Source organism: Mycobacterium sp. RTGN4 (assembly GCF_033804635.1).
Lineage (GTDB): Bacteria > Actinomycetota > Actinomycetes > Mycobacteriales > Mycobacteriaceae > Mycobacterium.
The window spans coordinates 1-15454 of record NZ_JAPZLB010000031.1 but is presented as its reverse complement, the minus strand read 5'-3'; the positions used below and the strand labels follow the sequence as shown (position 1 = coordinate 15454).

At 61.4% G+C, this 15454-nt stretch carries 15 protein-coding genes and 2 pseudogenes; 11 read left to right on the top strand and 6 right to left on the bottom strand.

The features are described 5' to 3' along the window. Positions 1 to 274: 274 nt before the first annotated feature. From SLQ30_RS32720 to SLQ30_RS32710, 3 genes are read right to left on the bottom strand one after another with little or no spacing between them, the layout of a single operon-like run. Positions 275 to 673 carry a hypothetical protein gene (locus tag SLQ30_RS32720; protein WP_319451203.1) on the bottom strand — a complete coding sequence of 133 codons (399 nt, stop codon included), beginning with the start codon at positions 671 to 673 and terminating at the stop codon, positions 275 to 277. Beyond that, positions 673 to 1212, bottom strand: a complete 540-nt coding sequence (locus SLQ30_RS32715; protein WP_319451202.1) for a hypothetical protein — start codon at positions 1210 to 1212, stop codon at positions 673 to 675. Before SLQ30_RS32715 ends, SLQ30_RS32720 begins: the two co-directional genes overlap by 1 nt. A gap of 27 nt (positions 1213 to 1239) precedes the next feature. Beyond that, the gene (locus SLQ30_RS32710; protein WP_319451201.1) at positions 1240 to 1740 is read right to left on the bottom strand and encodes a hypothetical protein; all 501 of its coding nucleotides are present in this window, start codon (positions 1738 to 1740) and stop codon (positions 1240 to 1242) included. Positions 1741 to 2243: 503 nt separating this feature from the next. On the opposite strand from SLQ30_RS32710, the gene SLQ30_RS32705 reads away from it, so the two are divergent. The 10 genes from SLQ30_RS32705 (at position 2244) to SLQ30_RS32660 (ending at position 11882) form a co-directional block, all read left to right on the top strand. Further along, positions 2244 to 3203 (top strand): SMODS domain-containing nucleotidyltransferase, encoded by a 960-nt coding sequence (locus SLQ30_RS32705; RefSeq protein WP_319451200.1) that lies wholly within the window; start codon positions 2244 to 2246, stop codon positions 3201 to 3203. Positions 3204 to 3212: 9 nt separating this feature from the next. Beyond that, a complete protein-coding gene (locus tag SLQ30_RS32700) occupies positions 3213 to 3743 on the top strand; it encodes a hypothetical protein (protein ID WP_319451199.1) in 531 nt (176 codons plus the stop codon). Continuing rightward, a complete protein-coding gene (locus tag SLQ30_RS32695; RefSeq protein WP_319451198.1) occupies positions 3743 to 5074 on the top strand; it encodes a HesA/MoeB/ThiF family protein in 1332 nt (443 codons plus the stop codon). Before SLQ30_RS32700 ends, SLQ30_RS32695 begins: the two co-directional genes overlap by 1 nt. Next, a complete protein-coding gene (locus tag SLQ30_RS32690) occupies positions 5071 to 5859 on the top strand; it encodes a DUF6602 domain-containing protein (protein ID WP_319451197.1) in 789 nt (262 codons plus the stop codon). The genes SLQ30_RS32695 and SLQ30_RS32690 overlap by 4 nt, the downstream gene beginning before the upstream one ends. Before the next feature lie 133 nt (positions 5860 to 5992). Continuing rightward, positions 5993 to 6682 carry a restriction endonuclease gene (locus SLQ30_RS32685; protein ID WP_319451196.1) on the top strand — a complete coding sequence of 230 codons (690 nt, stop codon included), beginning with the start codon at positions 5993 to 5995 and terminating at the stop codon, positions 6680 to 6682. A gap of 34 nt (positions 6683 to 6716) precedes the next feature. Continuing rightward, a complete protein-coding gene (locus tag SLQ30_RS32680; RefSeq protein ID WP_319451195.1) occupies positions 6717 to 8594 on the top strand; it encodes an ATP-dependent nuclease in 1878 nt (625 codons plus the stop codon). Then, complete coding sequence (locus SLQ30_RS32675; RefSeq protein WP_319451194.1) at positions 8591 to 10105, top strand: UvrD-helicase domain-containing protein; 1515 nt, start codon at positions 8591 to 8593, stop codon at positions 10103 to 10105. The genes SLQ30_RS32680 and SLQ30_RS32675 overlap by 4 nt, the downstream gene beginning before the upstream one ends. Positions 10106 to 10761: 656 nt before the next feature. Further along, positions 10762 to 11073, top strand: a complete 312-nt coding sequence (locus tag SLQ30_RS32670; RefSeq protein ID WP_319451193.1) for a DUF732 domain-containing protein — start codon at positions 10762 to 10764, stop codon at positions 11071 to 11073. Positions 11074 to 11112: 39 nt separating this feature from the next. Then, entirely contained in the window at positions 11113 to 11757 is a 645-nt protein-coding gene (locus SLQ30_RS32665) for an amidohydrolase family protein (protein ID WP_319451192.1), read from the top strand. Next, on the top strand, positions 11754 to 11882 hold the full coding sequence (locus SLQ30_RS32660) for a hypothetical protein (protein WP_319451191.1): 129 nt from the start codon (positions 11754 to 11756) through the stop codon (positions 11880 to 11882). Before SLQ30_RS32665 ends, SLQ30_RS32660 begins: the two co-directional genes overlap by 4 nt. 347 nt (positions 11883 to 12229) lie before the next feature. Here the strand turns inward: SLQ30_RS32660 and SLQ30_RS32655 are convergent, their stop codons facing one another. Beyond that, complete coding sequence (locus tag SLQ30_RS32655; protein WP_319451190.1) at positions 12230 to 12694, bottom strand: Lrp/AsnC family transcriptional regulator; 465 nt, start codon at positions 12692 to 12694, stop codon at positions 12230 to 12232. A gap of 94 nt (positions 12695 to 12788) precedes the next feature. On the opposite strand from SLQ30_RS32655, the gene SLQ30_RS32650 reads away from it, so the two are divergent. Continuing rightward, positions 12789 to 14363, top strand: coding sequence for an MFS transporter (locus SLQ30_RS32650; RefSeq protein WP_319451189.1), 1575 nt, complete (start codon positions 12789 to 12791; stop codon positions 14361 to 14363). Positions 14364 to 14484: 121 nt separating this feature from the next. On the opposite strand, the pseudogene istB reads toward SLQ30_RS32650, so the two are convergent. Together istB and SLQ30_RS32640 are read right to left on the bottom strand one after the other, a co-directional pair. Continuing rightward, positions 14485 to 15159: pseudogene (istB, locus tag SLQ30_RS32645) on the bottom strand (IS21-like element helper ATPase IstB); the annotation flags it as partial. After that, positions 15159 to 15335 (bottom strand): annotated as a pseudogene (locus SLQ30_RS32640) (IS21 family transposase); the annotation flags it as partial. The pseudogenes SLQ30_RS32640 and istB, both read right to left, overlap by 1 nt. Positions 15336 to 15454: the final 119 nt, after the last annotated feature.

Sequence of the window (15454 nt, the reverse complement as noted above, 5' to 3'; positions counted from 1 at the left end):
TGGCGTCATTCCGAATGTCGCTGCTCAACAGCAGCATTCGTGAACCCAAGCGAAGCTCGCCCGGATGGGCGGCAACGGCTGGCTGATTCATCAGATGAAAACGGCGGAGTTATTCATGGATAATGACTATTATCCATCGCGTCCATGGCGGGATGAACGGGGCTGCAACGCAACGCATCTCGGGCGCTGACGGAATCGGGTGTTATCGGCACAGGAGGGTGGTGCCACAGACGGGCGGCGTTAAGAACTGTTCGGTTCAGGGTTCGTGCACGAACTACTCGGGCTCATTCAACTTTCGCCACCTCGCGTATAGCTTTCGAACCTGTGCTGCCACGGCGAATCCCATACCTATCGTCAAGGCCCAGACACCGATGAACAATGCGCGAACTGGATCGTATTGATTTCCCCAGTCCTCGCCGAATGCATGTACGACGACCAAGACGGCCGGTGGCCCACAGGCCAATACGATGAACATGATCGCGATCAGCAGGGGAACGGCGCGGAAGAACAACGCTTGCTTGACCTGAGCAGTTCGCGGGCCGCGATCAGCGAGCTTGCCTTTGCTGGAGACCTCAGTCGCCGCAGCGATCTCAGGATGCCATGCGGAGAAGAGCAATCCGAGGGTCGCGAGCAGCAGGCCTGCTGCGGTGAGAAGGTCTCCGTCAACGTCCATCAGAGGATGGCCGATAAGGCGGCGTGTGTTGATGCTGCGATCTCGTATTCGCCTGCCGTACCGGGCGCCTTCCTGATCTTGGGGAGCGAACCGTCGTGTCGAGCGACGGCATCGTTGAGCGCTTCGATGACGTTGTCCGAGTTGCACACTAATGACCATGTATCGGCGTCGTCGTCCTTGGTCGCTTGCCCGAAAACCGCGGCCATGGTGTCGTGGGTGGCCTGACGAAGGTCGTACTGGAACTTCGCACGAACGGCCCGTAACAGGCTGCGGCTCTCCGTCGTGGTTGTTTGAAACAGGGCACTTATCTGACCTTCGGTCGGCAGGCGCCCGCCGAAGGCGTGCTTGATCAGTAGGGACAGCCGGTAGACCTTGATGTCTTGACCGCGGCTGTATACGTGCTGTCCCAACATCATTCGCACGTACTCTTCTTCGGCGGCGGCGACGAATCCCGAGAGGCGCTGGTCAAGATGCTCTAGTGAACACCCGAGCGCCGAGGCCAGCTGTGCCCGTTCGGCACGCGAGTACTTGTCAGGCATGGCTTCCTCCCGTTGCGGTGCCGTCGGTCAGATTAAGTCACCGACATTCGGCGGCGGGATTGTGTCGGGAAAATCGGTCAGTAGGGCGGTGACCGATGCGCGGATATCGTGCGGCGCGCCGATGGGCTCAAGCCGTCCGGTATCGACGATGGCGAAGACCTGCGCTTTCATGTTGACTAAGTCGACCTTTACTACCTGGCTGTACGCATCGCCGTCGAGGGGGGAGATGAGGCTCGCCCGGAGCGTGGTGTAGGCGAGTGCGCGCTGATGACTCGAGATCCGAGGCTTGGAGAGGTCCCCTGTTTTCGTAACACGGCACGACGCAGCGCTGATGGACGCCTTGCTATTGACCGTGACCAGCCGCCCCTCCGGGTCGATGGCTATGAAGTCCTCCGGTTTCGCCGTCGTTGGCCCGCCCAGTACATCGGAAACCATCCCTAGAAAGTCGTCTTGCGCGCCCAGCAGCTGATACCCGAGTGTGGCGAGCAGTCGCCCCGTGACGTGCTCGCCGAGGTTGCCGATCGCCACGTAGTTGCGCGCTCTCGCCCAGCAGGCGAGGCGGGCGTATATGGCCACCGCATTGGGTCCAGGTCCGATTCCGGAGTTGGCAGGCACCGTCTGATTGTGACTCGCAGGCACCGAAGCCGGCGATCGTTGGCGAGAAGTCTCTCGATCATCGGTAACGGATTACACATGCCTGACGGGTTCAGAACAGCTACGACATGTGCGGCACGCTGCCGAGGCCGGTACGCCGCCGAGCCCATCGGTTAATCGCAAACGTGTAGTTCGGCCACCGGCTACTCTGACCACGTGTCGGACCGCGCGGGTAACATCTTTAGCGGGTGATCGTGTGGTCACCCCACGGATGCCGAGGCCCTGCCGGATCGGTTTCCAGCAAGTCGGCGTCGGGCTCCCGAAGTACGGCTTGCATCGCCGGAGTCGCCCACCGTCGGCTCCTACGGATCGCTTGCGAACCGCGTTCTGCAGGGCATCAGGCCGAATACGGCACAAGTGCCGGGGGGAGTAGCGACGTGGGAGTCTACGGAGCGTTCGACGCTTACCAAAAGACGATCGACGCTGACCCAGAGCAGGTGGCACTCGCGCGTGCGCGACGTGATCTGTTCATTGGCGCCCTGGAGAAGGCCAACGACGTCAAGGAGATCGTCAAGTCCGGGTCGCTCGAGCGGCGCACCCAACTCGAGCCCATCCATGACGTCGACTTGATCATGGTCTTCGACGCTGTCGCAGTCCCCGAATGGGGAACGGGTGGATCGTCCTCGAACGATGCTTTGGGCCGCGCCCACGACGAGGTCGTGACACGGCTGGGCTTGTCGTGTGGAATTGACACCAAGCTCGTCCGGCGCGCCGACACACGCGATCACGCGGTGAAATGCTTCGTAGATCCCCCCGAGTACGAACACCCCTTCACCGTCGACGTCATGCCAGTCGTGCGCCAAGCGGACAACACGTTGCTCATACCGAGCACCCGCACGCGGCAATGGTCAACCGCCAACCCCGAGTATCTGATCGAACAGGTGCGTCTTCACCACGAGGACTGGTCGTTCTTCCGGCCAATAGTGCGTGTTCTCAAGAACTGGCGGACCGGCGTCACTAGCGAGACCCGTATCAAGTCGCTGGTTATGGAAGTGCTGGCATTGCAATGCCTTCCACGTTCCGGTAGCCGTCCCGAGGCACTGCGGCAGTTCTTCACTGCCGCCGCGGTGCAGGTAAATCTTGGCGTCGAGGACCCGGCTGGCCATTGTGGCCTCATCCAACCCGATCTCGATACCGCTGCCTTGCGCGACGCGCTCCTCGATGCCGCAGACCTCGCTGACCGTGCGTGCGACCAAGCTGCCCGCAACGACACCGACGGCGCCCAACGCACCTGGCAGGAATTGTTCGGTCTTGACTTTCCAGCTCCAGCGAAGAGGACGGGCCCGCGCGCCCCCGCTGCGCCGGTTCCCTTGATCACCGACTCTCCTCAAGGCTGAGGACTACCCGTGCAGCCCGCCGCGGGCTACGACCGGTACGAGTGGTGGCGGCACGAACCCGGCCGCCTCGACGACGATCAGCGTCAGCTGCGCGCACGCTTTCCCGGTTTGACATGGAGTACCGCTGGAAACGGTCAGTGGTGCGGTGAGCTACCGGTGTGGCCGTTTAACCGAGTTCCGCCCCCCGGTCTCGACGATCTTCTCGGGGGCTCTGGAATGCAGGTCCTGGTCCGTTGCGGGCAGGCTTATCCGGCGGCGCCGCCGCGCATTGTCCCGCTCGATCCGGCCCCGGAGATCGGCGAGCGCACCCAGCAGCGGTGGCACGTCAACGGAGACGGAACGTTGTGCCTGTTCCAGAACGAGGCCGTCTGGAGCACCCGCGCAACCCTCGTCGACGTGTTGCTCAAGGCGGCCGGTTGGCGCATCGAATACGCCCTGATCAAGGCCGGGTTGATGGAGTCCATGTCCGTCAGGGGCATCGTCACCGACACCACGCTCGACGCCGTGATCGCACACGGTCAGCGGCAGGTCGGCGCCTGATGGTGGAGTTGTTCGTGCTCGTGCCGCCCGCGGTGTTGACCACCATTGAACGGGGTGGGTCCTGGGGTGAGATGTCCGCTCAGATTTCCGAACCCGAACAACTCGCCCGCGTTGTGGCCGTTTCCGCCGACGGCAGCAGCAACCTCCTACCCGTAGAGGGCCTCAACCGCTCCCACTTCTTGAGTGCCGCGGACACCCGACGAGTGGGCCGTTGGTACAAGGTCGACGCGGAAACTCAGGTCGCATGGATACACCTGCGCCAGAGGGCCGGCGGCATCACGGTGAAGGGTTTTCGTGACCTGCTACCGGCGGCCCTGCGGAATCCGGGTGAGCACGCCTACATCGCGCTGACCTACGCGCCCGACATGCCGGTCGAGTACAGCGCTGCCGGCGTCCCCCGTATGGCGGGCTGGGCGGTCAGCTCAGCAGGCGTGTGCCCTGTCGTCGTCGACATCGACGCGCCGATCAGCAGCGTGCAGCAGCTCGTCGACCATTGGCCGATCGACAGTCTGCAGGACCAGCGGGTGTGCATCGTCGGTGCTGGCAGCATCGGCTCGGCCGCCGCACACGCGCTGGCGATGTACGGCATCGGCACGCTCGATCTCGTCGACCCCGATCGGCTGTTGCGACACAACCTGATCCGACACACCTGCTCGGCGCGCCAGGTCGGCAAGCTCAAGGTCAACGCATTGAAAGAAGACCTGGAACGGCAACGCCTAGACACCCGCGTGAACGCCCACCCGCTCAACGTCGTCGATGACGCCAACTCCATGCGCGAACTGTTCGAGACGGTCGACGTCGTGGTTTGCGCTACCGATGGAGTGAGTTCACGGCGGGTCACGGGGCACCTGGCGCGGCGCGCGAGTAGGGACGCCATCCTCGCCTGCGTCCTGGAAGGCGGTGCCCTCGGCGAGATCATCCGGCTGCGCCCCTGGCGCGACCGCGGCTGCATCGCATGCTGCCGCGCGCAGCTCCAGAAGGCCGGCGCGTTTGATCCCGAGCCTGGCATCAACCGCCCCTACGGCGAGGGGACCCACCACCGTCCGATGACAGCCGTGGGCGCTGATCTGCATCTCGTCGGAGCGCACGCAGCCAAGATGACCGTGGCAACGCTATTGCAGGCCAACGGGTTCAACGATCAACGCCTGCCCAGCGACCACCTAATCATCGGGTTGCGCCCCGCTCCGATGTGGCCCGCGCCATATGACGTCCGACGCTGCGGTGAGACCAAATGGCTCGACCCCGCTCCACCGCAGCCAGATTGTCCAACGTGTCAACGAGGTCAACCCGAGCCACACGATGACTCCGAGAGGAAGAGCGTTCAACTGTGACCAACGACGACGGAGAGCCGCCGGGCGATCCGGCGCAGAACAGGTTCAACCTCGCCGAAGCTTTCCGCGCTCGCCAGCAGCAGCTGGAGAGCGACCTGGGATTCGGTCGCACCGTACTCGCGCATCCCGGGACCCTTGGCGATGCCACCGAACTGGACTGGCGAGGCATGCTCGCTGACTTCCTTCCACGCCGTTACGGTGTCGCAAAGGCCTTCGTCATCGACGTCGACGGCCACATGAGCCAGCAACTCGACATCGTCATCCATGATCGGCACTTCTCACCGCTACTGTTCGAGGTCGGAGGCGCCCATTTCATCCCGGCCGAAAGCGTCTATGCAGTTTTCGAAATCAAGCAAACCCTCAATAAGGGTCACATCGGATACGCCGGCGAGAAGATCGCCTCGGTGCGGCGCTTGCGCCGGACAACGGTCGGGTTCGGCACAGCGACTGGCACGGCCCCCGCTCAGGAACCCAAGCGCATCTTAGGCGGCTTACTGGCCCTTGACAGCGAGTGGAACCCCGCATTGGGGCAACCCCTTCGCGACGCGCTTAACGCACGCACTCCGGAACAAGCCATCGATTTTGGATGCGCCTTGCGCGGAGGAACATTCGAAGCCTCCGACCCCGCTGAAGGAAGTGAGATCTGGCTCAGCGACGACCCCACGACTAGTCTCATTTTCTTCACGCTACGACTCCTGAAGCGCCTGCAAGCGATGGCAACGGTGCCGGCAATGGATTTCGCCGCGTATATCGAATCGGCTCAAGGACTGAGGGTCGAGAAGTAGATCGAGACGAAACGTGTACAGGTTTTGGTTCGGTTGTTCGACACCGAGGGACTTGTGAGGCTCTCGTTCGTACCCCTTGCGATGTTCGCTGGCAGTCTGCGCTTCCGGCCAGATCCCCGATAGTCTGGCGCGCATGTCGTATGCATGGAAGGAGTACCAGGAGGAAGCAGCTGCCTATTACCGCGAGCTAGGACTGTCTGCCGAGACGGACGAAACAATTGTTGGGGCGCGCGGCAAACATGCAATAGACGTCGTTGTGCGCGGCCATCGTGCAGGAGTGGAGTTCCTATGGCTCATTGAGTGTAAGTGGTGGAACCGGCGAGTGCCGAAAGCGGCGGTGCTGACGTTGGGTGGTGTCATGCTGGATGTTGGTGCAGATCGGGGGATCATGCTGAGTCGCAGAGGGTTTCAGTCTGGCGCCCCAGCAATGGCTGCGAAAAGCAACGTCACTCTGACGAGCCTTGAGGAACTGAAGGAAAGCACCGCGTCTGAGTACATCGAGTATCGGTGCGATCGATTGCGCCGACGATGCGACAACGTAGTCAATGCCATTCACACAAGCGGCCTCGAGAAGCTCCGTCGGAGGGACGACAACCCACTTGATTGGCCCGACATAGTTATTGGCGCCCGAGCCAATCAAATGAAGACCGCGATTGAGGAGGGACTCGGCCGGCGTTGGCCCGTAGGTATTACGCGCGTCAAGGATGGCCTTGAAAGCTATGCATTCATCGACAACATGTCAGATCTGCTAGCAGTCGTGGAGTACGTGCTAGATGAGATCGAGCAAGATCTCGACGTCGCGATTAGTCAATTGGGCAGCTAGTTACTTGATACGTAGAAGCGAAAGCGAACACTAGATGTATCTCAAGCGCGTCGACGTCGAAGGCTATAGAGCCGCGGCATCTGATCCCCTCACGTGCGAGTTCACAGGCCGCTTCAACCTGCTACTCGGTGCGAACGGGGCGGGTAAAACTACGATCAACGAGTCGATTTTGCATGCGCACCGACACAAGTTCCCGCGTCCTGGCGCTGTCGATGCCACCGCGCTTGGACCGCCGCCCAGAGGTGTCTCTGTTGAGTACGCATTCGACGAAGACGCGGCTACCGAGGGAGCCCTTGGGAACGCGCTCAAGCAGTCCGGGTTTGCGGCTCCAGGATGGTCACGACCATTGGAACGTTCGCTCGGAAAAGTCAGGGCTGGCAGCGTGGTTAACGCGACGGAGGGTCACGACAACATACGGCTTGTTTACCTTCCGGCTCTGCGTAACCCGGTCGACGAACTGTCGCGGCGCGACGCACAGGTCCTTCTCGAACTCTTGCGAGCCGAACAGCTGCGGCGGACGGGTCCGGGGGCCCTGAATCAGTTACGCAACTTGGCCGAGAGCATGCTTAGTTCAATAACGTCGCATCAACTGATAGTCGACGTGCAAGGGCGTATCGCGGAGAACCTTTCCACGATCAGCTCGGGCGTGAGCGAGCACTTCCCGTTCGTAGGAACACAAACGGTCGATGATGCTTATCTCGCTCGCGTCCTCGAACTTCTCCTGGCAACCACGCCGTCGCCGGAGGCTGGTCGTCGGCTCGAAGCTTCGAGCCTCGGATACGTCAACTTGCTCCACATCGCTGTCACGCTCGCCGGAATCCCTGACCCGGCAGAAGAAACCCAGGCATCGGGGGACGTCTCCGGAGATGACCTTTCGGGACCATCAACAGGGCCGGAGCAGTCGGGCGAAGCCGACTCCGCCGCGGAAGGCGCACGTGAACGCCTTCACTCGGCCTCTGCAGCCGCCGAGGCCGATCAGGACTCGTTCTTCCCTGATCTCTTCCACGCAACCGTGTTGATTGAGGAACCCGAAGCGCATCTACACCCACAGCTGCAGCACGGACTGGTTAGGTACCTCCGCAGGGTAGCTGAAGTCCGCAAAGATCTGCAGGTACTGGTGACAACGCATTCTAGCGAGATCGTTGCGGCATGCGATCCGGCTGAACTTGTAGTCATTCGGCGCGATATGGACCGCCGAACTGTCGCTCGCACCCTGAAGGCCTTACCTCTTGAATCAAACGTGCGTGAATTTCTATTCGAGCAGACGCGGTTACACATGGATGCAGAGCGCTCTGCGTCGTTTTTTGCAGAACAGCTCTTGGTCGTGGAAGGCGTCACCGAAGCTGCCCTCTTGCGTGTTGTCGGCCGAGCTTGGGCCGTCAACCACCCGACGCGCCTGGCCTTCATCGAGGCCCTCTCGATCGTGTTCGTTGGCCACAAGGTGGGACAATGGCCCATCAGGCTCGTTGGGACACCAGGGTTTGAGCTGGTAACTCGCGTGGCTGCCCTCGCTGATACAGACCGTCGCGGAGATCCGTTACCCGACGCGAAACCTCCGGATTGGCATAAGAAACTAGACGCCGAGTCGGCTCGATTCTTTTGGTCTCGCCCCACGTTGGAACCCTCGTTACTCCCTGGCAACGAGGCGTTCTTTCGACGCGCGCTCGAGCGGTTGAAGCAGAATGTTCCCGACCCTATGAACGCGGGTGAAATCGATGGCCTGTTCAAGTCGAACCCATCACTAAAGGGCCGTTTTGCGTTGGTGCTCGCGAGCGAGATGAGCGCTGACTTGTCGAACGTGAGGGTTCCTAAGCACGTAGCGGCCGCATACGCGTGGCTGATGCAGGAACCGCCACCGGCAGACGGCGATAAGAGCGCTGGTACTGACGAATCAGGCTTGCAAACAACATGATTCGTCTCACAGACGAACAAGCTATCGCGGCCGCATCTGCTCAGAGACTGATCAACGTCGTGTCTGTTCCGGGCAGCGGAAAGACTACGATTGCCGCGGAGCGCTTCGGTTATTTGCGCTACCGCAGAGGAGACGCAAGGGGAGTTCTAGGGCTTAGCTTTACCCGAGCGGCAGCTGGGGTGTTATCGCGGCGGATTGAACACCGCTGGGGATCGCCGTGCTTGACCTTCCCACACAAGGTTATGACCTTTGATCAGCTGCACGTCCAATTACTTCACCTCCTCTTGAATCGACAAATTATCAAGTGGCCCAATGGTTGGACCCAAATCGAGGTAGTCGATGACTATAGGGGGTTTAAAGGCTTTCGCTGGTTGGCGGCAGGTGGCTATCAACGGATAGCGACCCTTACTGGAGATGGAACAGTGGGGTCGCGGGGCAGACGGATGCACGGTCCCGGTTCGGGGATCGGTAACCTCGCGCAGCACGGAGCAATCCTTGGCGCCGGCACCTGCAGCCACGAAGACGCACGCAGCATTTTGCTAGCCGCGTTCACGGCCCAACCCGCAGTTGAGGCTGCACGCAAATGGTTGGCCGCCACATTCCGGGAGATTGTCATCGATGAGGTGTACGACGCCGCAGAGTTGGATCTAATGATCGCTCGACTTGGAGTGGTAGCAGGACTGGGTATTTCGCTGGTCGGCGATCCTCGACAAGCCTTATACGGCTGGAGAGGTGCAACGCCCGACAAGGTTTCGTCACTGTTGAATGAGGGATTTTCTCCGTATCCACAGTCGCGCTCATTCCGGTTCACCGGTGATCAAATGCCTCAGCTCTCTGATCAGCTGAGAACTGGAGTGCCCGTGGTTCTGCCTCCCATTGACAGTCGCGACGTTGACGTCGCGCTCGCCCGCCAATGGCGGGATCTTTGGTTTGCTGGACCCAACGTGTTGCCTCTAGCATTTCGATCGATCGGCAACGCAACTGACGCTGTTTTGAATCTCCTGCTCGACACGGTCACGTGGTCGAGGTTGGAGAGACACTCCTTTGGCCGCGCCGCAGCCCTCGTGCAACTTGGCCTCGACGCGACGGAGGTTGCCGAAACGCAGCGGTCGGTGATGACTCCTTTACTCGATCGGTTGGTAGCGGGCGAAGATCCAGCCGGAATAATGGACTCATTGCGTTCGGCGGCTAAGGATCTCGGAAGTCAGCGAAGGCCTAATCGCCTGAAAGATAGTCAGGAATCGGCGCGCATCGACGAGCTGACAGCACTACGCATTCGGCTGTTGGAGAAGAGTCTGATTCCGGGTCTTACAGTTCATCAAGCAAAGGGTGGCGAATGGCCGCGTGTCGGCGTGTACCTCACCGAGGCGGAGGCCGCATTATTGTCCTCGGGCTTGGAAGAACTAAGAGACGACGACTGCGTGCTTTACGTTGCCATAACTAGAGCGATGACCCGCTGCGGTCGGCTATCGGCCCAGGCGACGCTTTTCGACAGCCCTGTCAGCGAATGACGACCTGCGCGTACTCATGGTGGGCGCTTCCAGGGTTCTGACTAGGGGTTTTGCAACGAAGATTAACAAGCTCTCGCGACACGCCGAAGTCTTGTCAAAGTAGCCAGGCGAGTCTTGTCAATCTTCGTTGCATCTCGACACGTGTGTGATGCTTGTCGGTTGCCATCGAAAGTGACAAATTGCCAAACGAGATGACATCCCGATGCCAAATTTGGCGCCAAGTTGGCAGAAGCGAAGTGGTGGACTGCAGATCTACCGCTGGCCTGGCCGGTCAGCCGCCGTGCCGCACCACCGTTATCGGCGGGCGGCGACGTGGTGATAAACCCGAGAATCAGCTGCAAGTGTCAAAATTCGGGCGTCGACACGCGGTCAACTTTCAGGCATCGCCGACACCGATCCGCCGCCCGCTTATCCGGTATAGGTGAAGCAAGTCGGGCTCTCGCGTAACGTCCGCACCGAGGCCAGATCAACTACCATTGGACGGCATGATCATGACAGTCAAACGCATGTTGCCAGAGCCAAACTCGGGTCGCTGCGAGACGAGACTCCGACCCGGCTCGCAAGTGGCGCAGGCGCCGCTTGCGGAGCGTGCACGCGCTACCAGTTGTCGCAGGTCAGTCGCTGCAGGGATCGCCACCATCACTGCGCTTGGTGCGGTGGCCCAGACGCTAGCGCCACCAGCATTGGCAGCTCCTGCTCCCGAGGTGGAGTACACGTACAACGTGATCGTGCGCCGACACTTCGAGTTCCCCAACAACGATGCGATCGGCTACGGCTTCGGAATCTGCGACAAAGTCGCCCGCGGCCAACGCTATGGCGACGTGATGGGCGACGTAAAACGCCAGGTCTTCCCCAACGACGAACAAGCGGCCAACTACGTCGTGTCCTACTCGGTTGGCATCCTCTGTCCCGCCGAGATCTGGCAGTTGCGAAACTCGGCGGCAAGCTACCGGCCGCCACCGGAATAACTTTGCTCTAACGAGCGCGGAGTCATCCGCTGAATCTGGATGCTCGTCTCTGCCGCCTTGAGCGGCTCGGTCACCCCCTGGATCCTCTCGTCGACTTATCACTCCGGGCCCGACCTCACGGACCCGGCAGTCAGGGCGCAGATCATCAAGGAGGTGGAAGCTACCGGCGGCGAACCGTTCGCCGGATGGCTGGGGCGGACGTGGGAACTCGGTGACCCGCCGAACTACGAGCCAGACCCCGTGGACTCGATCGCGCGCAGGGCCGAGCGCGACGGCGTCTCGCCGTGGGAGTTGCTGTACGACATCATGCTCGCGGGTCCGGTGTACGTCACGTTCTTCAACTACTTCAACGGTGACCTCGGACCCGTGCGGGAGATGCTGGAGCACGAGCACACCCACGTGAGTCTGAGCGATGGCGGCGCCCACGTGGCCACGGTGTGTGATGGAAGCTTTCCCACCACGTTCCTCACGCTGTGGGGGCGCGATCGCACCCGTGGCCCAAAGTTCGAGCTGCCGTGGCTCATTCATCAGCACAGTCGGGTCACCGCCCAGTTGGTCGGGCTCAACGACCGCGGACTGCTCGCGCCAGGATACAAGGCCGACGTCAACGTGATCGACTTCGAGCACCTCAACGCGCGACGGCCCACCTGGTCAACGACCTTCCGGCCGGCGGGACTCGCGTGATGCAGCTGGCCGACGGCTATCTGCACACCCTCGTCAGCGGGGTCGAGGTCTACACCGACGGCCAGCCGACCGGAGAACTGCCCGGGCGGCTGATCCGCGGCGCCAAAGCCGATCCCGTCGGCTGACTGCGATCAAGACGATGGCCAGCCAATCTCCCGTCGATTGTTTTCGGATCACTGTCATCGGGGCCAACGCTGCCGAGGTAGCTGCGAATGCCGGTGCTTCGTCGCCGATCACGCATTGGCACGCCGGGCGGTGACGGCACTGCTCGTCGACGGCAAGGGTGCGGCGGCGCTGAAGATTCTCTGCCTATGTCAATTTGAACTGGCCCCGGTAGGACGCTGCGAGTTGGCCCCACGCTACCGAGGGCGATGCCGTGGAGCGTGATTGCGCTTCCGAATGCCTTCGGGATTGCCAGAGGTTTGGCAGTGCTGTGGGCGGAGCCCGGTGTCGACGTCGGTGTGATCTTCGGTCAGATCGCGCTCGGCGGCATCGGGTGGCGGTCTACGGGACTGCTGAACACGAGGTTGGTCGTTACGTGCCCGAAGGTGACCAGTCCATTGGTGAGCGCCTCCAGATCGGGCATTGACGATGCGATGACTTTGAGTAGGAAGCAATCCTCGCCGGCGAGATGGTGCGCTTCGAGCACTTGCGGCGCCCTGTCGAGGAACTCGCGGAATGGATTTCCGGTTCCCACCGTCAGGCGGAGGCGGATGAATGCTGTGAGCGGGTAGCCCAGCGCCTCCGCTGAGACGATTGCGGCGTAGCCCTCGATCACGCCATGGTCGCTCAGGCGGCGGACCCGGTCAGCAACCGAGGTAGGCGACATCGAGATCGTCCGCGCCAGGTCGGCGATGCTGATACGACCATCCAGCTGAAGGTGATGCAGGATCACGTTATCGGTTGAATCAAGATTAAGTCGTTGATTCTGCGGCATATTGACGATTATACCTCCGGATACAGTGCACTCCCCCGAATTTGCCGTCAATTGAAGGTTCCGCTGCGGAAGTGGACGGGCGAGGATTGTGGGCATGACGACAAGACGCACCCCTCGCCGCCCCGGGATCGCGATCGCTGCAATCTTCTTGTCTGCGTTGATGTTCGGACTGGAGATATCGAGCGTTCCGGTCGCCTTGCCGATCATCGGCGAGATCTTCGACAGCGGCTTTACCAATTTGCAGTGGGTTATGAATGCCTACACGATCGCCAGCGTCACGATCCTGGTGGTCGCCGGGGTGCTGGCGGATCGCTACGGTCGGCGTTTGGTGTTCGTAGTTTCTGTCGCCAGCTTCGGAGCGATGTCGCTAATCTGCGGGCTGGCACCCACTGTTGGTGTGCTCATCGCTGGCCGGTTCCTGCAAGGCGTGACGGGTGGAGCGATGGTGATATGTGGGCTGGCGATCCTGTCGCATGAGTTCCGAGACGGACGTGAACGTGCCCGAGCGTTCGGGATCTGGGGTATCGGTCTGGGTTCCGGACTTGGCTTCGGCCCGATTATCGGTGGTGGCTTGATCGTGTCGGCTGGGTGGCGGTGGGTGTTTCTGATTCACGTCCTCGTCGCGGTGGTTGCGGTGCTGCTTACTACTGCTGGGGTGGCGGAGTCGCGTGACCCGCAGCCCGGCAGACTCGACCTCGCCGGAATCGCAACTCTAAGTGGGGCATTGTTCGTACTCGTCGTCGGTATCACCCAAGTGGGTTCCGTCGGTTTCGCGAGTCCGACCGGGTTGGGTCTCTTGAGTCTCGCTGCCGCGGGATTCATTGGTTTTGTTCTCATCGAACGGCGTTCTGATCACCCGATGTTTCCGATGTCTTTGTTCGGTATCCGCCCGTTCAGCGGCGCGCTGCTGGGTGCCATCGGCATGAACTTCAGCTTCTGGCCTCTCATCATCTATCTGCCGATTTATCTTGAACGTGGTCTGGACCTCTCGGTCATCGGCGCCGGGGCCGTGTTGCTGGGATACACCCTGCCGACATTAATATTGCCTCCGGCCGCCGAACGACTCGCCCTGCATTTTGGCGCCGCGCGGACGATCCCGTTGGGATTGAGCGTGATCGGTGGGGGTCTGCTGTTGCTGTTCTTGGGAACTTCGGTCACTGTGGCCAGCTGGGCTACGGTCCTTCCGGGCTTGCTCATCGCCGGGATAGGGCTTGGCCTCACCAACACCCCCGTCACCAACACCACCACTGGCTCCGTGCCACCGTCACGTTCAGGAATGGCCTCGGGGATCGACATGACCGCTCGTTTGACCTGCTTGGCGATCAACATCGCGGTGATGGGAGCGTTGTTCGCAGAGGGCATCGCGAGCAGTCTGCGCACCGCCCTGCCGGACGCGTCTGACGCATCGATCGACGACCTCGCCGAGCAGGTCGCCGACGGCGCCGCGCCAATGTCCTTCCAAGAGGCCATCTCAAAGCCATTCGGAGGTGCTGCATTCGATGATCTCGCCGCCGCTGCCGTTACCCACGGATTTGCCACGGCCACGCTTTATGGCGCAGCAGCGGTCACTGTGCTCGCGATCGCAAGCCGTACCGTGTTTGGACGTCCAACCCCTGCTCCGGCAAGCCCGGAGCACGGCCTCCCCGCCGACGGGCGGGCAGAGTCGTGAACTGCCACCAAATGTGGCAATCGGAAGAAGATCCGTTCCTACTCGTGGTCGGCTAGAAACTCCTCAATGCACCCGTTGGCAACTATTCACCTAGTCGATGCTGCTGGTGGGGTCGGAGCTTTCAGCTGACTGTGGAGGTGCTCTTCTGGTTACGGGCGTGTGCCAGCCGGTAGGAGTGGGTGCCGGTTTCAACGATGGTGCCGCCGAAGGTAAGTCGGTCGACAATCGCGGCGCACAGCCGGGGGTCGGTAAAGGTCTTGGTGCACCCGCAGAAGGCTTCGTTGCTCGCGATGGCGATGGCGTTCTTTTCCTCCCGCTCGGTCAAAACCTGGAACAGCAGCTCAGCGCCCCGTTTATCGAGCTCCATGTACCCAAGTTCGTCCAAAAGGAGAAGATCAACCCTCCCGTAGCGGTTGATGGTCTTGGTCAGCTGCTTGTCGTCAGCGGCCTCGACCAATTCGTTGACCAACCGGGTGGCCAGGGTATAGCGAACGCGGAATCCGCGTTCAGCCGCAGCAGTCCCGAGTGCAATGAGCAGATGGGACTTGCCGGTACCGGAATCGCCGATCAGGCACAGCGGTTGGCCCTTGCTGATCCAGTCGCCGGTGGCCAGCTGGTGGATAGTGGCTGGGTTGATGTTGCGGTTGGCGTCGAAGTCGAAGTCGCCCAACCATTTCTGGCGTGGGAATCCGGCCGCTTTGACCCGGCGGACGGTGGAACGGCGGTCGCGGTCGTCGCATTCGGCCAGCAGGAGCTCCGCCAGCAGACCCTGATAGGACAGTTGTTCGCGATTGGCACGTCGGTGTCTGTCATGCTGCGGTGCAACAACAGCACATCAATGAGTTCGCGGGTGCCCGCAGCGTCACCGTTGACCCGTCGCGCCGCGGCCCAGAACGCCTCGTGGGCCGAGGTGAACGTTCCAGCGGCCCGGGCGGCGGCCAACGCCGTCGACCCTGGCAACGCGCCCGGTTTGATGTTGAGTGTCGACCGTCGCGTAATTCCCCCGGGGTGTCCGTCACGTAATTCCGCCACCCGGTGGGCCTCGGTGTAGGTCTACCGGGTGGGTTTGGTGTTGTCTACTGGCGCGCTAG